Source organism: Herbaspirillum autotrophicum, assembly GCF_001189915.1.
In the GTDB taxonomy this organism is placed as follows: Bacteria; Pseudomonadota; Gammaproteobacteria; order Burkholderiales; family Burkholderiaceae_D; genus Herbaspirillum; species Herbaspirillum autotrophicum.
Window position 1 is genome coordinate 292,406 of record NZ_LFLS01000001.1, and the last position, 18,924, is coordinate 311,329.

Sequence of the window (18,924 nt, forward strand, 5' to 3'; positions counted from 1 at the left end):
GTATCGCCAAATAATGATGCCGCTCGATCCACAGCCTACTGCCTCGACCTTCTGCCATGCTGATTCTGCCGGGTTCCAATGCCCTTTCTGCCTTCCGTACCCAACGTCTGTTGTCTCAATTGCAAGCTGTCGATGCCGCCATTACCGGCGTCACCGGGCGCTTCGTCCACTTTGTGGATGCTGCCGGCGCGCTGTCGCAGGATGACCATGCGCGACTGAACGGCTTGCTGACCTACGGCGAACCGTTCAGCGGCCGCGAAGAAGGCGATGAATTCGTGACGATTCCGCGCTTCGGCACCATTTCGCCATGGGCCAGCAAAGCCACCGATATCGCGCATAACTGCGGCATGACGCATATCCATCGCATTGAACGCGGCGTATCGTACCGGGTTCAGGTCAAGTCCGGCTTGCTCGGCGGCGTCAAAAAACTGGACGCCGGCAGCATCGATGCCGTAGTGGCCTTGTTGCACGACCGCATGACGGAAATGGTGTTGCGCCAGGCGCAGGACGCCGTCGGCCTGTTTTCCACACTGGATGCCAAGCCGTTGGCGTTCATCGATTTGCTCGGTGGCGGCAAGCAGGCGCTGGAAAGCGCCAATACCGAACTCGGCCTGGCCTTGTCGGATGATGAAATCGACTATCTGGTCGCCGCTTTCAGCCGCGCGCAGCGCAATCCGACCGACGTCGAACTGATGATGTTCGCGCAAGCCAACAGCGAGCATTGCCGTCACAAGATTTTCAATGCCGACTGGACCATCGATGGTCAGGTGCAGGACAAGTCGCTGTTCGGCATGATACGCAATACCCATGAATTGCATCCGCAAGGCACCGTGGTCGCCTACAGCGACAATTCCTCGGTGATCGAAGGCGCGACCATTTCGCGTTTTTATCAGCGCGGCGCAGCCAAGGGCAATGCCTATGAAGCGTCGGAAGAACTGACCCACATTCTGATGAAGGTCGAGACGCATAATCACCCGACCGCGATTTCGCCATTCCCGGGCGCATCGACCGGTGCCGGCGGCGAAATCCGCGATGAAGGCGCTACCGGACGTGGCGCCAAGCCGAAAGCCGGCCTGACCGGTTTTACCGTCTCCAACCTGATGCTCACGCATGCCGTGCAGCCTTGGGAAAATGCACGCGACGTCGCGCAAAGCCCGGCGCAAAGGACCGCGCATGCGCAATCCGGTATTTACGGCAAGCCCGAGCGCATCGCTTCGGCCTTGCAAATCATGATTGACGGCCCGCTCGGCGGCGCTGCCTTCAACAACGAATTCGGTCGTCCCAATCTGGGCGGCTATTTCCGTACCTACGAACAAAATGTCGGCGGCGACGTGCAGGGTTATCACAAGCCGATCATGATTGCCGGCGGGATCGGCAATATCTCGGCCAAGCACACCAGCAAGAATGCATTGCCGGTCGGCAGCCTGCTGATTCAGCTCGGCGGTCCCGGCATGCGCATCGGCATGGGCGGCAGCGCAGCGTCGTCGATGGCGACCGGCGCCAATACGGCCGATCTGGATTTCGATTCGGTACAGCGCGGCAATCCGGAAATGGAGCGGCGGGCGCAGGAAGTCATCAATGCCTGTTGGGCCATGGCTGACGACAATCCTATCCTGTCGATTCACGATGTCGGCGCCGGCGGTCTGTCGAACGCTTTCCCGGAAATTACCAATGATGCCAAGCGCGGCGCGATTTTCGATCTGCGCAAGATTCCGCTGGAAGAGAGCGGTCTGGCGCCCAAGGAAATCTGGAGCAATGAATCGCAGGAACGCTATGTGCTGGCAATTGCGCCGGAGCAGTTGCCGTTGTTCCAGTATCTGTGCGAACGCGAACGTTGCCTGTTCGCGGTGGTCGGTACCGCCACCGAAGAGCGTCAACTGAAACTGATCGACCCGGAGCATGACAACAATCCGGTCGACATGCCGATGGATGTCTTGCTCGGCAAACCGCCGAAGATGCATCGCGACGTGGTGCACGCCAGCCGCAGCTTGCCGCCGGTGGATCTGACCGGTATCGGTTTGGTCGAGGCGGCAGAGCGCGTGTTGCGTTTGCCGACCGTGGCCGACAAATCATTCCTGATCACGATTGGCGACCGCAGCGTCGGCGCCATGACCGTGCGCGACCAGATGGTCGGTCCATGGCAAGTGCCGGTGGCCGATTGTGCCGTCACCACGATGGGCCTGGAAGGTTATCTGGGCGAAGCCATGGCGATGGGCGAGCGCACCCCGCTGGCGGTCATCGATGCCGCGGCGTCGGGCCGCATGGCAGTCGGCGAAGCCATCACCAATATCGCCGCCGCCCGCATCGGTAATATTTCCGACATCAAACTGTCGGCCAACTGGATGGCTGCTTGCGGTCAGCCCGGCCAGGACGCTGCCTTGTTCGATACGGTCAAGGCCGTCGGCATGGAATTGTGCCCGGCATTGGGCATCAGCATTCCGGTCGGCAAGGATTCGCTGTCGATGCGCACCACCTGGCAAGATGATGCCGGCGCCAAATCGGTGATGTCGCCGGTCTCGCTGATCGTGTCGTCGTTCGCACCGGTGCAGGATGTACGTCTGACACTGACGCCGCAACTGCGCACCGATCTGGGCGATACCGCGCTGATTCTGATCGACCTCGGCCGTGGCAAGAACCGCATGGGCGCCTCGGCGCTGACCCAGGTCATGCAACAGATTGGCAATGAAACACCCGATGTCGACAGCGCCGACGACGTCAAGGCATTTTTCGCCGCGATCCAGGAATTGAATCAGGATGGCAAACTGCTGGCTTACCATGACCGCTCCGATGGCGGCCTGTTTGCCACGCTGGCGGAAATGACCTTTGCCGGCCGCACCGGTATTTCGGTCAATCTGGATATCCTGACCATGGAAAGCGAACATGCTGCGGATTGGGGGGATTCCAAGAACTGGACCGCACAGGTTGCCGAGCGTCGCAATGAACTGACCTTGCGCGCGCTGTTCAGCGAAGAACTGGGCGCCGTGATTCAGGTACGTGCCGAGCAGAAATCGGAAGTCATGAATGTGTTGCGTACACATCAGCTGGGCGCTTGCAGCCATATCATCGGCAAGCTCAACGAACGTGACGTGATCGAATTCACGCGCGACGCCAAGACCATTTACAACCAGCCGCGCAGCAGCCTGCATCGCCTGTGGAGCGAAACCAGCTGGCGCATTGCGCGTCTGCGCGACAACCCGGCTTGTGCCGATGCCGAATACGACCGTCTGCTGGATGCCACTGATCCGGGCATGACGCCAAAGCTGAGCTTTGATCCGCAAGAAGATATCGCAGCGCCATTCATCAATACCGGTGCCCGTCCGAAGGTGGCGATCCTGCGCGAGCAGGGTGTCAATTCGCACATCGAGACTGCTTATGTGATGCACAAATCGGGCTTTGCTGCGGTTGACGTGCACATGAGCGATCTGATTTCAGGCCGTGCCCGTCTCGATGATTTTGCCGGACTGATCGCCGTCGGCGGTTTCTCCTACGGCGACGTACTCGGCGCCGGCGAAGGCTGGGCCAAGACGATTCTGTTCAACGCCAAGATGGCCGAGCAGTTCTCGAACTTCTTCCAGCGCGGCGATACATTCTCGCTGGGCATTTGCAACGGCTGCCAAATGATGAGCAATCTGAAGTCCATCATTCCCGGTGCTGAAGCATGGCCGAAGTTCACGCGCAACAAGTCGGAACAGTTCGAGGCACGTTTTGCCATGGTTGAAGTGGCGGATTCGCCATCGATCTTCATGCAAGGCATGGCCGGCACCCAGGCACCGATTGCCACCGCCCACGGCGAAGGTTTTGCCGACTTCTCGGAAACCGGTGATCTGTCGCAGGCGATTGTGGCCATGCGTTACATCGACAACAAGGGCGTCACCAGCGAAGCCTATCCGTATAACCCGAACGGCTCGCCGCAAGGGATTACCTCGGTGACGACACCGGATGGCCGCTTTACCGTGCTGATGCCGCATGCCGAGCGCGTATTCCGTACCGTCACGCATTCCTGGCACCCGGATACCTGGGGTGCCGATTCACCGTGGATGCGCATGTTCCGCAACGCCCGCAAGTGGGTTGGCTAAGCCGCACCAGGCTTGAATGGCAATAAACAGAAAGGCACTCGGATGAGTGCCTTTTTTTTCAGAACAAGTCCATCTGGCGGCCGGCTTTTTCTGCTTTGCCGGAGGCCTGTTCTGGCGCGGATGGCAGGCTGACCGGACGGCGGAACTGACTGGTATCCAGTCTTGCATATTCCCGGTTGCGATGGGGCACGCCCAGCCGGCGGCAGGCGTTGTCGAAACGCTGTCGCAGCAGATCCGCCCAGACTCCGGTGCCGTGCATGCGGGTAGCGAAACTGGCATCGTAGTCTTTGCCGCCGCGCATATCCTGGATGCGATTCATCACCCGTTGCGCGCGATCCGGGAAATGTGCCTGCAGCCATTGTCGGAACAGCGGGCTGACTTCCCACGGCAAGCGCAGCACGATGTAGCCGGCACTGCTGGCGCCGGCTTCGATGGCGGCTTCCAGCACGCGCTCCAGATCAGGCTCGGTCACGAACGGAATCACCGGTGCAATGGAGACGCTCACCGGAATGCCGGCTTCGGCGAGCGTCCTGATCACACGCAAGCGACGCGTTGGCGTGGCCGCGCGCGGCTCCAGAGTGCGCGCCATTTTCGGATCGAGAGTGGTAATGGTGACGGCGGCAATGGCTTGCCCGCGGGCCGCCATGGGCGCCAGCAAGTCGATGTCACGCTCAATCAGCGAGGACTTGGTGATCAGCGCCACCGGATGCTGGCAATCGTGGAAAATCTGCAAGAGTTGGCGCGTGATCTTCAACTCGCGTTCGCACGGTTGATACGCATCGGTATTGATGCCGACGGTGATGGTCTCGGGCACATAGGCAGGGCGGGCGAATTCGCGCAGCAGCAACTCGGGAGCGTTGGTCTTGGCGAACAGGCGGCTTTCGAAATCGAGCCCCGGTGACAAGCCGAGATAGCTGTGCGAAGGACGCGCGAAGCAGTAGATGCAGCCGTGTTCACAACCCCGGTAGGGATTGAGCGACTGGTTGAAAGGCAGGTCCGGGGACGTGTTGCGGCTGATGATGGATTTCGCCCGTTCTGTCGTCACGATGGTTTTCAGCGGTGGCAGTGCCTCCGTATTCTCTGCATTGGCGGGATACTCTCCGGTCATCTGCGGATCTTCCGCAGCGGCAACCTGATCCCCGGTGTCATCGCTTGTTTCCATAAAGGCAACGGCTTGCCAGCCATCGTCGAATTCCTCGCGAATCACCGTCTCATAGCGGCCGCGCAAATTGGTGACGGCGCCGCGCCCCTTGCGGGCCACTTGCTGACGGTGCAGGTACACCCCGGGTGTGAGCGTCGGGTCGTCATCCTTTGGCGGCTCGGGGCTCTTGGGAAATGCTGCCGCGATACCGTGCGGATAGTTGGGCGGCTTGGCCATGCGATGAGGTGAAAATGCTGTATATAAAAACAGTATTCTGCCCAATCACCCATTGCATCGCAATCCCTGTTTCAATTCTCTTTTGGCATTCTGGCAATGTGCCTGAACCCGGTATGGATGTCTGCATGAAAACATCCGTATCACCGCCGCGATGCCCATGTGCTGGTTCCTGGCGGATGTGCCGCCAGCAGCGGGCAAGGGGGGAGTGCAGTCAACGGGTATCCCTCCAGATTGCCGCTGGCATGGATTGCGCGGCAATAAAAAAACGCCCGGTGCCGATGGCAACGAGCGTTTTTCTGTCATTGGCCGGAGCGTATCCGGCCGACTGACGGCAGTGATTACTGAATCTTGGCTTTCTTGCGCAGTTCTTCCTGATACGCAGCCAGTTTCTTCTGTTGCAGCGCTTCAGCGATTTGCGGACGCACTTCTTCCAGTGTCGGGACCTTGGCCGGACGCACATCTTCCAGCTTGATCACGTGGTAACCGAATTGGGTCTTGACCGGCGTTTCGGTGATGTCACCCTTTTTCAGTGCCACCATGGCATCGGAGAACGGCTTCACGAACGAAGCTGGTGTTGCCCAGTCCAGATCGCCGCCGTTGGCTGCCGAGCCGGTATCTTTCGATTGCTTGGCCAGATCTTCAAACTTGGTGCCGGCCTTGAGCTTGGCGATGATGGCCTTGGCTTCATCTTCAGTGGCTACCAGGATATGACGGGCGTGGTATTCCTTGTCACCGGCCTGAGCCTTGAATTTGTCGTATTCAGCCTTGATTTCGGCATCGGTCACGGCATGCTTCTTCAGGTAGTCGCCGATCAGCGAACGCAGCACGATGGACTGGCGCGCCAGTTCCAGCTGGTTCTTGACTTCAGGCGTGTTGCCCAGGCCTTGCTTGTCGGCTTCCTGCATCAGGATTTCGCGGTTGATCAACTCTTCCTTGACCGCAGCACGCAGTTGCGGGCTGTCTGGCTGGCCTTGCGAAGTCATTTGCTTGACCATCGCATCGGCGCGCGACGAAGGAATTGCCTTGCCGTTAACGACGGCGAGGTTCTGAGCCATGACTGGCAGTGCAGCAGCGGCAAACAAAAGCACCAGCAAACGAGCGGGTTTAAAAGTCATTATTGAATCCTAAAATTGGAGGTATTGAAAATGATTCGGAAGAATATTGGATTAATTCGATCAGTTCGATTATTTATTTATCTCGGACGGCGCCAGTGCCTCGATGGCGAGGGCGTGAATATCCTGTTGCATCATGTCAGCGAGGCAATCATACACCAGCCGGTGACGAATTAAACGGTTTTTCCCTTCGAAAACAGCGGATATCAGGCGCACACGGTAATGTCCGCCTCCGGATGCTGCACCGGCATGCCCGGCATGCTGTGCAGACTCGTCCAGCACTTGACAGTCCAGCGGCGAGAAAGTTGCAAGCAGGCGCTCGCGGATGGCTTCCGGGCGGGCGCTCACTCAGTGTCTTTCATGTGTTTCGACAAGAACAGGCTTTGCGCGATCACGAAGGCAAACATCAGTCCCATGCCGCCGAACATCTTGAAGTTGACCCAGGTATCGAGCGGGAAATTGAAGGCCACGTACAGATTGAGCACGCCCATGGCGGCAAAGAATGCGGTCCAGGCCAGATTCAGTTTGTTCCACACCGGATCGGGCAGGGTGATCTGCTTTTCCATCATGGAGCGGATCAGGTTTTTCTTCAGGGCCAGTTGACTGACCAGCAATGCCAGCGCAAAGCACCAGTACAGAATGGTGGGCTTCCACTTGATGAACGTATCGTCACGGAAGTAGATGGTGGCGCCGCCGAACACGACGATGATGGCCAGCGATACCCACAACATGGCATCGACTTTCTTCTTGCGCGCCAGCAGCCAGCCGATCTGCGCCAGCGAGGCCAGAATCGCCACCGCCGTGGCCAGCAGGATCGGTGCTTGCGTGACCGCTACCGTGCCGCCCGACATGATGCCGGACAGATAATGTGAAACCAGCCCCTGCGCGGCTTCGGCATGGCCTTCGGCCCACTTGAAGACGCCAAAGAAGAGGATGACGGGAAAGAGGTCGAACAGAAACTTCATAGCGATTCTTTACTGTTGAGGTTCAGGTGGTCGGATCAAAACGCAATGATGCCGAATTGATGCAATAGCGCAATCCGGTCGGCGGCGGACCGTCGGGAAATACGTGGCCCAGATGCGCATCGCAGACATTGCAAATGATTTCGGTACGCATCATGCCATAACTCTGGTCGACTTTCTCACGCACATTGTCCGGATTGAGTGCTTCGAAGTAGCTGGGCCAGCCGCAACCTGAATCAAACTTGGCATCCGAGGCGAACAGCGGGGTGTTGCAACAAACACAAGTATAGATGCCGGCTTCATGGTGATCCCAGAAACGGCCGGTGAAGGCGCGCTCGGTGGCGGCGTGACGGGTCACCTGGTACTCCATGGCGTCCAGTTGTTCGCGCCATTCGGCGTCTGATTTGGTGACTTTGGTGTTCATGACGGGCTCCGTATGCTGGTGCTGATTAATGATAATGCGTTGGTCTGTGCGCCGGTCAGGACGAACAGCTGACTTCCAGATGACTGGCCCAGTCCGGTGGCAGCGCCGCATAGTGCGCATGCTCAGGCTGTTCGTCGAATGGCCGTTGCAATACCTGCAGCAAGCGCGCAATCTCCGAAAAGTCTTTATTTTGCGCCTTTTCAATCGCGGTTTGGGCCAGATAATTGCGCAGAACGTATTTGGGGTTCACTTTGTCCATTGCAAGTTTCCGTGTGGCATCGACACTGTTTTCCTGTTGCAGGCGGGCCCGGTATTGCACCGCCCAGGCGTCGAAGGCCGGGCGCTCGATGAACAGATCGCGGACCGGCGCATCGTGTTCGGGCGCGGCCAGTTGCAGATTGCCGAGGCTGCGGAACAGCAGGGTGAAGTCGACATGGCTGCTTTGCATGATGGCGAACAGGCCGTCAATCAGGGCCTCGTCACCCGGCAGGGTTTGCTGCAAACCGAGTTTGGCGTGCAGCAAGCGCTCGTAAGCCAGCGTGTATTCGGCATCATAGCCGGCCAGCGCGGCTTCGGTCGCTTCCACGCTGCCGATCAGCGGCAGCATGGCTTGCCCGAGGGCAAAGCAATTCCATTGACCGATGCGCGGCTGCATCTGGTATGAGTAGCGTCCCTGCTGGTCGGTATGGTTGCAGATATGCTTGGCGTCGAATGCTTCCATGAAGCCGAACGGACCGTAATCCAGCGTCAGGCCGAGGATCGACATATTGTCGGTATTGAGTACGCCGTGCATGAAACCGACCGCCTGCCACTGTGCCACCAGCCGTGCGGTACGGCGGGTCACTTCCGTCAGCAGCGCCTGATACGGATTGTCGGTGCTCAGCAGTTGCGGATAAAAATTGGCAAGCACATTGTCGGCCAGCAATTTCAGTTCATCGTGCCGCTGGTTGTAATACCAATGCTCGAATGAGCCGAAACGGATGAAGCTGGGCGCCATGCGGGTGACCACGGCGGTACTTTCCGGCGTTTCGCGCATGACCAGCTTGTCCGAGCCGGTGAGGCCCAAGGCCCGGGTAGTGGGAATGCCGAGCGCGGCCATGGCTTCCGAGCACAGGAATTCGCGGATCGAAGAGCGCAAGACGGCGCGGCCGTCACCCATGCGCGAATACGGGGTTTGCCCGGCGCCTTTCAATTGCAGCTCCATGCGGCCGCCATCGCGGGCCGGCAGGTCTCCGAGTAAAATGGCGCGGCCGTCACCCAATTGGCCGGCCCATACCCCGAACTGATGTCCTGAATAGACTGCGGCCAGCGGACGCGAGCCTGCGGCAATACTGTTGCCGCTCAGAATATCGACCAGCGCGGCGCTGCTGTCGTTGCTGTCGAGCCCGATCAGCGCCGCTGCCGGTGCGCTGACTGCCACCAGATAAGGCGCGGGCAGCGGAGTGGGTTGCAGATGCGTATAAAATGCCGGCGGCAGCGTGGCGAAGGCGTTGCTGAATGTCAGCGCCGCCAGCGGCCGGGCCGTAGTCAAAGGTGCGGTCATGGATGTGGTAACTGGAGAGGTAGCGGGCAAGGTGACGGGAATAAACCGCATTTTGACAGAGAACCGGATATCCCATAGCATCGCGCTGTTTTATCAATTCGCGCCGGCCGCCAGCCCGGCGGTATCACGGCTGCGTCATGGCTGCATTACGGCTACATATCAAGGCTGAATTTGGAATTTGCACTGATCACTTTTCTCAACGGACTCAGTTACGGCTTCTTGCTGTTCATGCTGTCGTCCGGCCTGACGCTGATTTACAGCATGATGGGTGTGCCCAATTTCGCCCATGCCAGTTTCTACATGCTCGGCGCTTACGCCGCCTATGCCATCAGCAGCGTGCTCGGTTTCTGGCCAGCGCTGGTGCTGGCGCCATTACTGATCGGCGCGCTCGGGGCGCTGATCGAGCATTACGGCTTGCGCATCGTGCATCGTTACGGCCACATTCCTGAATTGCTGTTTACCTTCGGCTTGTCCTATATGGTGGTCGAAGTGGTGCAACTGATCTGGGGCCGGGCCCCGGTGCCATACCGGATTCCGCCGGAACTGGACGGTACTTTGTTTACCTTGTATTCCACTACCTTCCCGGTGTATCGCGGCTTCATGCTGCTGGTCGCGGCCTGCATGCTGGTGGCGATTTACGCACTGTTGCGGCATACCCGCATCGGTCTCACGATTCAGGCCGCGCTGACGCATCCGCAGATGGCTGAAGCGCTGGGCCATAATGTGCCGCGCGTCTTCATGCTGGTATTTGGCGGCGGTTGCGCGCTGGCGGCGCTGGCCGGAGTCATCGGCGGCAATGCCTTTGTCACCGAGCCGGGCATGGCGGGGGCGGTCGGCAGCATCATCTTCGTGGTAGTGATCGTCGGCGGTCTCGGTTCGCTGGCCGGCGCGTTCATTGCCTCGATGCTGATCGGCCTGGCGCAAACCTTTGCCGTCGCTCTCGACTATTCGCCGGCTTCCGTGCTGGCGACACTGGGCGTCACCATCGATCCGGGCGCACCCCTGCAAGCGCTGCTTGGTTTGAGCATCGCTCAGGTGGCGCCGATCTTGCCGTATCTGTTGCTGATCGTGATGCTGATCGTCAGACCCAAGGGTTTGATGGGCACGCGCGAGGGTTGAGATGAAGCGGCCATTGTCATTGCTAACGTCACCGTCAAACCGCAGCTGGTGCTGGGCTGCCTATGTACTGGTGCTGCTGACCGCGCCGTTGCTGTTCCGGCAAAACGCCTCGCTGTCCTTGCTGTCGCAGATGGGCACCATGATCTTGCTGGGCCTGTCCTGCAACATGCTGCTGGGTCAGGGCGGCATGCTGTCATTCGGTCATGCGGTGTATTCGGGACTCGGCGCGTTCGTGGCGATTCACGCCCTCAATCGCGTCAGCGACGGCAGCCTGCTGTTGCCGGTGACGCTGATTCCGCTGGTCGGCGGCGTGGCCGGCATGGGCTTCGGCATGCTGTTCGGTTACGTCACTACGCGCCGCGCCGGCACCACCTTTGCCATGATCACGCTGGGCATGGTGGAACTGGTCTCGGCGTGCGCCTTGATGTTTCCGGGTTTTTTTGGCGGCGAGGGCGGGATTGCCGGCAATCGCGTGGCGGGCGCGCCGGTACTGGGGATCAGTTACGGACCGCAGATCGAGGTGTATTACCTGATTGCCTTCTGGTTGTTGCTGGGTACCGCCGCCATGTATGCCTTCACCCATACGCCGCTGGGGCGCATGCTCAACGCCGTGCGCGACAATCCGGAACGGGCCGCCTTTGTCGGCTACGACCCGCAAAAGGTGCGCTATCTGACCCTGATCCTGTCGGCCTTCTTTGCCGGCATTGCCGGCGGTCTGAGCGCCATCAATTTCGAAATCGTCAGCGCCGAAAATGTCGGTGCCTTGCGTTCCGGCACGATTTTATTGTTCACCTTCATCGGCGGTACCGGCTTCTTTTTCGGGCCGGTCATCGGCGCCGTCATCGGCGTCCTGTTCTCGGTATTGCTGTCGACCTATACCAAGGCCTGGCAGTTTTATCTTGGCGCCTTTTTCATTCTGATCGTCATGTTTGCCCCCGGCGGCATGGCGCAATTACTGGTGTCGGGTGTCGCCATCTTGCGTGGCGGCTGGCGTCAGGTCTGGAGGCAATTGCTGGCGATCAGCGTCTGTGCCGCACTGTTGCTGGCTGGCTGCGTCGCCGTGGTGGAGTTGTGGTACCGGCAAGATCAGGACGCCGCCATCGCCACTGCCGGCGCGTCAGTCTGGCTGGCGGCTGGCGCCGCCATCGTGATCGGACTGAGCGGCATGTTATGGCTGCGGCCACGCTTCATGCGTGCCAGCGCACGGGCGTTGCAAGCCGGTAAGCAGCGGGAGCAGACATGACGATTGCGGCACTGGAAGTCAGCGCGTTGCGCAAGCGTTTTGGGCAAACCGACACCATTTGCGGCGTCGATCTGCAGATTGCCGCAGGGCAGCGCTGCGCTCTGATCGGTCCCAACGGCGCCGGCAAATCGACCCTGTTCAATCTGATTTCGGGACGTCTTGCCGCCGACGCCGGCACCGTGCGCTTGCATGGCGAACGGATCGACGGCCTGACGCCGTTTCAGATCAACCGCCGTGGCCTGGCGCGCAGCTTTCAGATTTCCAGTCTGTTCAACAACCTGAGCGCCTTTGAAAATATCCGCTGCGCGCTGCTGTGGCAACTGGGCTATCGCTATTCCTTCTGGCATCGGCTGCATCGCTTGCGCGACGCCCGCGATCAGGCCGAGGCGGTACTGGCGCAGATCGGCTTGTCGGCAAGACGCGATGTGCTGGCCGGCTTGCTGACCTATGCCGAACAACGCGCCCTGGAAGTCGGCATCACGATTGCCGCCGGTGCCGAAGTGATTTTGCTGGATGAACCGACCGCCGGCATGAACCGCGCCGAATCGGCGGCCATGGTCGAGCTGATTCGCCAGGTCACCGCCGGCAAGACGCTGCTGATGGTCGAGCATGACATGGACGTGGTGTTCGGTCTGGCTGATCGTATTGCGGTGATGGCCGACGGCGTCGTGATTGCCTGCGACAGTGTCGCCGCGATTCGCGCCAATCCTGATGTTCAACGTATTTATCTGCATCGTCCCGGCCATGTTGCTTGAGATCGACAACCTCCACGCGTATTACGGCCAGAGTCACGTCTTGCATGGCGTGTCGTTGCGGGTCGATGCCGGTGAAATCGTCAGTGTGCTGGGGCGCAATGGCGTCGGTCGTTCGACCTTGCTCAAGGCCATCATGGGGCAGTTGCAAACCGAAGGTAGTATCCGCTTTCGCAATGAACCGATGGCGGGTTTGAAAACCTTCGATATTGCCCGCCGCGGCATTGCCTATGTGCCGGAAAGCCGCGATGTGTTTCCGGGGCTGACGGTGGCGCAAAATCTGCTGCTCGGTCAGCAACGCCGGCGCAGTCATCAGCCGGCAGCATGGACTGCGGCCGACATGTACCGCATGTTTCCGCAACTGGAGAAGCGGCGCGCTGTGGCGGCCGGTCTGTTGTCGGGCGGTGAGCAGCAAATGCTGAGCCTGTCGCGTTCACTGATGGGGAATCCGGATCTGATCCTGATCGATGAGCCGACCGAAGGCTTGTCGCCGCAGATGGTGGAGCTGGTGGCCGGTTATCTGCAAGCCTTGCGCGGGCGCGGTATTGCCGTGTTGCTGATCGAACAGAAACAAACCATTGCGCTGGATATTTCGCAGCGACTGTATGTCATGGGGCATGGCGCGGTGGTGTTCGACGGCACGCCGCAGCAGTTGCAAGAGAATCGCGCGCTGCGCAGCGAGTGGCTGGAAATCTGATACCAGTATCTGTCAAAGATAGCGAATGCGGTATCCCTGCCTGTCGCCAGCGGTAAAGAAAAATTTACGATTGCACGGATTTTGCACATGGCGGCAGGTGCCGCCATGCATGCTGTTGTTCGGCCGGGAGTGTCGCGACATTCCCGGTCGTCAGCATTGGTTAGGCCTTAGCAGCGGTCGTCACCGCCGTCAAGTGGCGGGGGCGGTTCGCAGGTCGGTGGCTTTGGCGGCAGACATGCCGGCGCCGCTGGCTTGAAGATGTGCAGAAGTTGCAGCAGGCAGCAAAAACCGCCGGCGACATTGCTCAGTTCGGTGCTATTCAGTGCTTTCATGGCAAACTCCCAGGTAAAAGTTGCATAACGGAGGGGCACTGCCGGTGTTGTCTGGCAGTGAAGTAACGATAAGTATTTTGGCCGGCGATGTATATTGAACTATCCCCGTTTTGTCTTCCTTCTTCCGCACGCAATTCCCTGCATCAAATATGGCGAGGGCCAAGAGAAAGTAGGGGCTTTGATCTGAAAAAAACGTGATGGCGGGGCGACGGTATGCGACAAACTGCTGCAACGGCTCGATGAGCAAGGACGGAAATCGTGGGAAGCGGGCGTTGCCACGGAGGAGATTGCTGGCCGGGCAGAAGTGCAGTCAGCCGGTCATGGCAGCGGGCGCGGCCATGACCTCATGCAAAAGGCGTGGTTGATTACTTGTTGACCAGTCGCGCTGGCACCGTCAGTGTCAGCAAGCCGCCCAGCACCAGCGATGCTGCCAGCACATACATGCCGGAGTTGGTGCTTTGGGTGGCATCTTTGAGCCAGCCCACCAGATACGGGCTGACAAAACCGGCCAGATTGCCGAGCGAATTGATCAGGGCGATGCCGGCAGCGGCCGCCGCACCGCCCAGGAATGCCGTCGGCAGACTCCAGAACAGCGGCAGGGTGGTCATGATGCCGATGGTGGCCAGCGTCAATGCCGCCATGGCGACGATGGTGTTGTGGTCATACATGGTGCTCAGCAGCAGGCCGATGGCGCCGAGGAAAGCCGGAATGGCGACGTGCCAGCGGCGTTCGCGATGCTTGTCGGCGCTGCGCCCCACCAGCACCATGGCGACGGCGGCGAAGGCATACGGAATCGCCGTCAGCAAGCCGATGTTGAGCGGATCGGTGACGCCGGTGGTCTTGATGATGGTCGGCAACCAGAAGCTGACGCCATACAGGCCCATGACGAAACAGAAATAGATCAGCGCGCTCAGCCATACCTTGGGATTGGCAAACATCTGGCCCATCGAGGTTTCTTGTTTTTGGCTGGCTTCGGCCTTGATCTGGGATTCCAGCAATTGCTTTTCGGTTTCGCTCAGCCAGTCGGCGTCACGGATGCGGTCTTTCATGTAGAAAATGATGACCACGCCCAGTACCAGCGAAGGAATCGCTTCCAGAATGAACATCCACTGCCAGCCGCTCATGCCGTAGACGCCCGGCATGGAGTGCATGATCCAGCCCGACAGCGGGCCGCCGATGACGCCCGACAAGGCAATCCCGGTCATGAACAGCGCCGTGATCTTGCCGCGCCGGTGCGACGGATACCAGTAAGTCAGGTACAGAATCACGCCCGGGAAGAAGCCGGCTTCGGCCACGCCCAGCAGGAAACGCATGACATAAAACATTTCCGGCGTGGTGACGTAAATCATGGCGCCGGAAATGATGCCCCAGGTGATCATGATGCGGGCGATCCAGAGCCGGGCACCGACCTTGTGCAAGATGATGTTGCTGGGGACTTCGAAAATGAAATAACCGATGAAAAAGATACCGGCGCCAAGGCCGTACACGGTTTCGCTGAACTTGAGGTCGGCCAGCATTTGCAGTTTGGCAAAGCCGACGTTGACGCGGTCCAGATAAGAGGCAACATAGCAAAGGAACAGCAGTGGCAGCAAACGCCACGTTACCTTGGAAAAGGTGGCTTCTTCAAATGACGGGGTACTGGCAGGATGTTGCGACATGTCTCACTCCAGGTTAATCCGGACGTCGGAATGCGGCGCCGGTACGGCTGTTCTTATTGGTTGAAAACAGACCCGGATCAAGCCGGGTCTGCTTTGTGCGAAAACGCCGTGCCTCGTGCAGACTGCATGGAAATTTTTCGCGGTGCAGCATTGTAGCGCTTGGCGTTGCGAAGTCAATGCCGGTTTTTGCGCAGGCACCGGCGCTGTTTCAACGCCACTTTCGGACGGTTTTTATACGCAGCGACCGCCATCGACTTCGAGGCAGGCGCCGGTAATGAAGGCCGCTTCGTCCGAGCCCAGATACAGGCAGGCGTTGGCAATATCGTCGGGGGTCGAGAAGCGTCCCAGCGGAATCGTCGCCGTGAATTTCTTGCGGTTTTCCGGGGTATCCGGCACGCCCATGAATTCGCTCAGCAAGCCGGTCGCCGAGATCACCGGGTTGACGCAATTGACGCGGATATTGTCCGGGCCGAGTTCGGCCGCCATCGATTTGCTGGTGGTGATCACGGCTCCCTTGCTGCCGTTGTACCAGGTCAGACCCGGACGCGGACGGATGCCGGCAGTGGAGGCGATATTGATGAAGGCGCCGCCGCCGACCTTGCGGAAATGCGGCACAAACGTGTGGGCGCTGAGGAAGATGCTCTTGACGTTGATGGCGTACACGCGGTCAAACTCTTCTTCGCTGACTTCCAGCATCGGCCGGTTGCGGTGGGTGGTGCCGGCGTTGTTGACCACGATATGCAGGCCGCCAAAGGCTTCCAGCGTCGCGGCCAGCAAGGCATTGACATCGCCGCTGCGCGAGACGTCGGTGCGGAAGAAACGCGCCTTGCCGCCGGCCTCGTTGATTTCCTTGACCACGCGATGGCCGCCGGTTTCGCCGATGTCAGCCACCATCACGCTGGCGCCTTCGCGGGCATATGCCTTGGCAATGCCTTCGCCGAAGCCGGAACCGCCGCCGGTCACGATTGCTACTTTGTCTTTCAAACGCATGTCTTCTCCTGTGATGAGTGAATGCCGGGCTGACGCAGTGTCGCGCCGGCGGATGATATCGAGAGTGTTCAGTGGTGCAGCATTAATCGTGCTTGATGGCGATGGTCTTGAGGACGGTAAAGCCGTACAGCGCCTCAAAGCCTTTTTCGCGCCCGTGGCCGCTGGCCTTGACGCCGCCGAACGGCAATTCGACACCGCCGCCGGCACCGTAATTGTTGATGAAGACCTGACCGCTGCGCACGGCCCGGGCGATACGCATCTGGCGCCCGCCATCGCGGGTCCAGACGCTGGCGACCAGACCGAAATCGGTGCTGTTGGCGAGGCGGATGGCGTCGGCTTCATCCTCGAAAGGCATGGCAGACAGTACCGGGCCGAATACTTCTTCCTGGGCCAGCCGATGCTGGAACGGCACATCGCGCAACAGTGTCGGGGCCTGATAAAAACCGCCGGCCGGCGCGCCGTCGGCAATCTGTCCTTGCGCCACTACCGGAATGTTGTCGGCGGCCGCGTCGCGCAGGAAACCGGCAACCCGTTCTTGTTGCGTCTTGCGGATCAGCGGACCGCAATCCAGATCCATGGCGGCGGAGCCGACGCGCAGCTTGGAGAACGCCTGACCAACGCGTTCCAGCACCTGTTCATAGGCGGCACGCTGGATCAGCAAGCGGCTGCCGGCGGAGCAGGTCTGGCCCGAGTTTTGCACGATGGCATTGACGATCACCGGCAGCATGGCGTCCATGTCGGCATCGGCAAACACGATCTGCGGCGACTTGCCGCCGAGTTCCAGCGTCACCGGCGTATGGTTTTCGGCGGCGGCGCGCACCACGATCTTGCCGACATTGGGCGAGCCGGTGAAGGACACGTGATTGACGTCGGGATGTTTGATCAGCAGGTCGCCGGCTTCATGACCGTAGCCGGTGACGATATTGATGACGCCTTCAGGAAAGCCAACTTCAGCGGCCAGTTCGGCCACGCGCAACAGCGACAGGCAGGCATCTTCGGCCGGTTTGACGACACAGGTATTGCCGGCTGCCAGGGCGCCGCCGACGCAGCGACCGAAAATCTGCATCGGATAATTCCACGGCACGATATGCGCCGTCACGCCATGCGGTTCGCGCAAGGTCATGACGGTATAGCCGGCCTGATACGGAATGGTGTCGCCATGGAATTTATCGGCGGCGCCGGCATAGAACTCGAAATAGCGGGCGATGGCGGTGGCGTCGGCGCGCGCTTGTTTGAACGGTTTGCCGCAATCGCGGGCTTCCAGTTGCGCCAGCTCTTCATGATGCTCTTGCAGTTTGAGTGACAATTTCATCAGCAGGCGACCGCGTTCGGCGGCGCTCAGGCGGCTCCATGCACCTTCATAGGCGCGGCGGGCGGCAGCGACGGCGAGGTCGATGTCGGCCGCGTTGCCGCGTGCCAGTGCGTCGAAGGTCTGGCCATCGGAGGGGTCAATCACGGCGATGCTTTCACCGGAAGACGGCGCCACGTGGCGGTTGTTGATGAAGTGCTGTTTCATGTTGCTGGCCTGTTCACAAGAAGGTTGGAGAGGGAAGAGCGCTACATGGCAATCGACATGCCGCCATCGACGTACAGCACGTGGCCGTTGACGTAGGAGGCGGCATTGGATGCCAGAAATACGGCCGCACCGGCGATTTCATCGGGACGCGCCCAGCGTCCCAGCGGCGTGCGGGTGGCGAAGTGGGCATTGATCTTGGGATCGGCAATGGAGGCCGCATTGGCATCGGTGGCGACGCCGCCCGGTGCAATCGCGTTGCTGGTGATGCCGTGCGGGCCATACTCGGCAGCCAGCGCCCGCATCATGCCGGTCAAACCTTGTTTGGCGCCGGTGTAGACGGCATCGCCGGAACGCGCGATCTGGCCCGCAATCGAGGTCACCGTGATCAGGCGGCCGCTGGCTTGCGGCAGCATGATGCGCGCGGCTTCGCGCGACAGGATGTAACCGGCCACCAGATTGATGTCGAGCATGGCGTGGATTTCGTCATCGCTGAATTCCAGCAGCGGCTTGCGGTGACGCAGGCCGGCATTGTTGACCAGAATGTCGAGCCGGCCGTACTGTTGCCCGATGCTGCTGAACGCGGCCTTGACGGCATTGTTATCGGTGACGTCGAACGCCATGGCGCTGGCCGACAAGCCTTGCGCGGTGATGGTATTGACGGCGGCATCAAGCGTAGTCCGGTCGCGGCCATTCAGGATCACGTGAGCGCCGCAGCCGGCCATGGCCTGGGCAATACACAAACCGATATCGCGCGCAGCGCCGGTGACGAGGGCGACTTTTCCGGACAGCGAGAAATGCTGCAAATAAGGTTGCAAATAAGGCTGCAGATCGGGTTGAGACGAGGGTTGATGCGCTTGAGTCATGTCTGTTCCAGTTCGGGGCAAAGACGCGACATTAGCATTGCACGGGCTGCTGAGGGTGGCGTCGATTCCATGGAACTGCTGTCTCCTGTCATGAGGCGGTGGCCGTCGTGTTTTTTCGCGGCTTCTGATCTGCGCCAATCTAAAGTAGCGAAATAAAGATGTCAACTAATATTACTAATCTGACTTGGTTGTAAGCCGGATCGGCCATTGTTGTTGTGGCAACGGTATTCTGAGTCAACCTGCTGCCACGCGCTAAAAT

Annotated in this window: 16 protein-coding genes; 5 read left to right on the forward strand and 11 right to left on the reverse strand. The window is 59.8% G+C overall.

Features of this window, described 5'->3' with window-relative positions:
• Positions 1-56 precede the first annotated feature (56 nt).
• Complete coding sequence (purL, locus tag AKL27_RS01280) at positions 57-4,076, forward strand: phosphoribosylformylglycinamidine synthase (protein ID WP_050460756.1); 4,020 nt, start codon at positions 57-59, stop codon at positions 4,074-4,076.
• Between the two features lie 58 nt (positions 4,077-4,134).
• Here purL and AKL27_RS01285 read toward each other — a convergent pair whose 3' ends face one another.
• From AKL27_RS01285 to AKL27_RS01310, 6 genes are all read right to left on the reverse strand, one after another.
• Positions 4,135-5,454, reverse strand: coding sequence for a PA0069 family radical SAM protein (locus AKL27_RS01285; protein WP_050460757.1), 1,320 nt, complete (start codon positions 5,452-5,454; stop codon positions 4,135-4,137).
• 338 nt (positions 5,455-5,792) lie between these two features.
• Positions 5,793-6,569, reverse strand: coding sequence for a peptidylprolyl isomerase (locus tag AKL27_RS01290; RefSeq protein WP_050460758.1), 777 nt, complete (start codon positions 6,567-6,569; stop codon positions 5,793-5,795).
• A 69-nt stretch (positions 6,570-6,638) separates the two neighbouring features.
• The gene (locus AKL27_RS01295) at positions 6,639-6,914 is read right to left on the reverse strand and encodes a BolA family protein (protein ID WP_050460759.1); all 276 of its coding nucleotides are present in this window, start codon (positions 6,912-6,914) and stop codon (positions 6,639-6,641) included.
• Positions 6,911-7,531 carry a septation protein A gene (locus AKL27_RS01300; RefSeq protein WP_050460760.1) on the reverse strand — a complete coding sequence of 207 codons (621 nt, stop codon included), beginning with the start codon at positions 7,529-7,531 and terminating at the stop codon, positions 6,911-6,913. Before AKL27_RS01300 ends, AKL27_RS01295 begins: the two co-directional genes overlap by 4 nt.
• A 22-nt stretch (positions 7,532-7,553) precedes the next feature.
• Positions 7,554-7,952: a peptide-methionine (R)-S-oxide reductase MsrB gene (msrB, locus tag AKL27_RS01305; RefSeq protein WP_050460761.1), complete on the reverse strand. Its 399-nt coding sequence runs from the start codon at positions 7,950-7,952 to the stop codon at positions 7,554-7,556.
• A gap of 55 nt (positions 7,953-8,007) precedes the next feature.
• The gene (locus AKL27_RS01310) at positions 8,008-9,495 is read right to left on the reverse strand and encodes a protein adenylyltransferase SelO (RefSeq protein WP_050460762.1); all 1,488 of its coding nucleotides are present in this window, start codon (positions 9,493-9,495) and stop codon (positions 8,008-8,010) included.
• 171 nt (positions 9,496-9,666) lie between these two features.
• Here AKL27_RS01310 and AKL27_RS01315 point away from each other — a divergent pair, with 171 nt between their 5' ends.
• Genes AKL27_RS01315 through AKL27_RS01330 form a run of 4 tightly spaced genes read left to right on the forward strand, consistent with a single transcriptional unit; the run spans position 9,667 to position 13,306 of the window.
• Complete coding sequence (locus AKL27_RS01315; protein WP_050460763.1) at positions 9,667-10,614, forward strand: branched-chain amino acid ABC transporter permease; 948 nt, start codon at positions 9,667-9,669, stop codon at positions 10,612-10,614.
• A 1-nt stretch (position 10,615) separates the two neighbouring features.
• Complete coding sequence (locus AKL27_RS01320) at positions 10,616-11,857, forward strand: branched-chain amino acid ABC transporter permease (protein WP_083438775.1); 1,242 nt, start codon at positions 10,616-10,618, stop codon at positions 11,855-11,857.
• Positions 11,854-12,612, forward strand: coding sequence for an ABC transporter ATP-binding protein (locus AKL27_RS01325; RefSeq protein ID WP_050460764.1), 759 nt, complete (start codon positions 11,854-11,856; stop codon positions 12,610-12,612). The genes AKL27_RS01320 and AKL27_RS01325 overlap by 4 nt, the downstream gene beginning before the upstream one ends.
• Positions 12,569-13,306 carry an ABC transporter ATP-binding protein gene (locus AKL27_RS01330; protein ID WP_232310856.1) on the forward strand — a complete coding sequence of 246 codons (738 nt, stop codon included), beginning with the start codon at positions 12,569-12,571 and terminating at the stop codon, positions 13,304-13,306. Before AKL27_RS01325 ends, AKL27_RS01330 begins: the two co-directional genes overlap by 44 nt.
• 167 nt (positions 13,307-13,473) lie before the next feature.
• On the opposite strand, the gene AKL27_RS27460 is transcribed toward AKL27_RS01330, so the two are convergent.
• The 5 genes from AKL27_RS27460 to AKL27_RS01350 all read right to left on the reverse strand — a co-directional run bounded on the left by AKL27_RS27460 (position 13,474) and on the right by AKL27_RS01350 (position 18,665).
• Positions 13,474-13,638: a hypothetical protein gene (locus AKL27_RS27460; RefSeq protein ID WP_157056740.1), complete on the reverse strand. Its 165-nt coding sequence runs from the start codon at positions 13,636-13,638 to the stop codon at positions 13,474-13,476.
• A 365-nt stretch (positions 13,639-14,003) separates the two neighbouring features.
• Complete coding sequence (locus tag AKL27_RS01335; RefSeq protein WP_050460765.1) at positions 14,004-15,296, reverse strand: MFS transporter; 1,293 nt, start codon at positions 15,294-15,296, stop codon at positions 14,004-14,006.
• A 231-nt stretch (positions 15,297-15,527) separates the two neighbouring features.
• Complete coding sequence (locus AKL27_RS01340) at positions 15,528-16,286, reverse strand: SDR family oxidoreductase (RefSeq protein ID WP_050460766.1); 759 nt, start codon at positions 16,284-16,286, stop codon at positions 15,528-15,530.
• A gap of 82 nt (positions 16,287-16,368) precedes the next feature.
• Entirely contained in the window at positions 16,369-17,802 is a 1,434-nt protein-coding gene (locus AKL27_RS01345) for an aldehyde dehydrogenase family protein (RefSeq protein WP_050460767.1), read from the reverse strand.
• 41 nt (positions 17,803-17,843) lie between these two features.
• Entirely contained in the window at positions 17,844-18,665 is an 822-nt protein-coding gene (locus AKL27_RS01350; protein ID WP_050460768.1) for an SDR family oxidoreductase, read from the reverse strand.
• Positions 18,666-18,924: the final 259 nt, after the last annotated feature.

What these genes read in the sequence shown, in the direction of transcription:
- AKL27_RS01340 (WP_050460766.1), bottom strand. Translation starts at nt 16,286, where the DNA reads ATGCGTTTGAAAGACAAAGTAGCAATCGTGACCGGCGGCGGTTCCGGC.
- AKL27_RS01290 (WP_050460758.1), bottom strand. Translation starts at nt 6,569, where the DNA reads ATGACTTTTAAACCCGCTCGTTTGCTGGTGCTTTTGTTTGCCGCTGCT.
- AKL27_RS01310 (WP_050460762.1), bottom strand. Translation starts at nt 9,495, where the DNA reads ATGACCGCACCTTTGACTACGGCCCGGCCGCTGGCGGCGCTGACATTC.
- AKL27_RS01335 (WP_050460765.1), bottom strand. Translation starts at nt 15,296, where the DNA reads ATGTCGCAACATCCTGCCAGTACCCCGTCATTTGAAGAAGCCACCTTT.
- AKL27_RS01300 (WP_050460760.1), bottom strand. Translation starts at nt 7,531, where the DNA reads ATGAAGTTTCTGTTCGACCTCTTTCCCGTCATCCTCTTCTTTGGCGTC.
- AKL27_RS01325 (WP_050460764.1), top strand. Translation starts at nt 11,854, where the DNA reads ATGACGATTGCGGCACTGGAAGTCAGCGCGTTGCGCAAGCGTTTTGGG.
- AKL27_RS01285 (WP_050460757.1), bottom strand. Translation starts at nt 5,454, where the DNA reads ATGGCCAAGCCGCCCAACTATCCGCACGGTATCGCGGCAGCATTTCCC.
- msrB (WP_050460761.1), bottom strand. Translation starts at nt 7,952, where the DNA reads ATGAACACCAAAGTCACCAAATCAGACGCCGAATGGCGCGAACAACTG.
- AKL27_RS01330 (WP_232310856.1), top strand. Translation starts at nt 12,569, where the DNA reads ATGTTCAACGTATTTATCTGCATCGTCCCGGCCATGTTGCTTGAGATC.
- AKL27_RS01350 (WP_050460768.1), bottom strand. Translation starts at nt 18,665, where the DNA reads ATGACTCAAGCGCATCAACCCTCGTCTCAACCCGATCTGCAGCCTTAT.
- AKL27_RS01320 (WP_083438775.1), top strand. Translation starts at nt 10,616, where the DNA reads ATGAAGCGGCCATTGTCATTGCTAACGTCACCGTCAAACCGCAGCTGG.
- AKL27_RS01345 (WP_050460767.1), bottom strand. Translation starts at nt 17,802, where the DNA reads ATGAAACAGCACTTCATCAACAACCGCCACGTGGCGCCGTCTTCCGGT.
- purL (WP_050460756.1), top strand. Translation starts at nt 57, where the DNA reads ATGCTGATTCTGCCGGGTTCCAATGCCCTTTCTGCCTTCCGTACCCAA.
- AKL27_RS27460 (WP_157056740.1), bottom strand. Translation starts at nt 13,638, where the DNA reads ATGAAAGCACTGAATAGCACCGAACTGAGCAATGTCGCCGGCGGTTTT.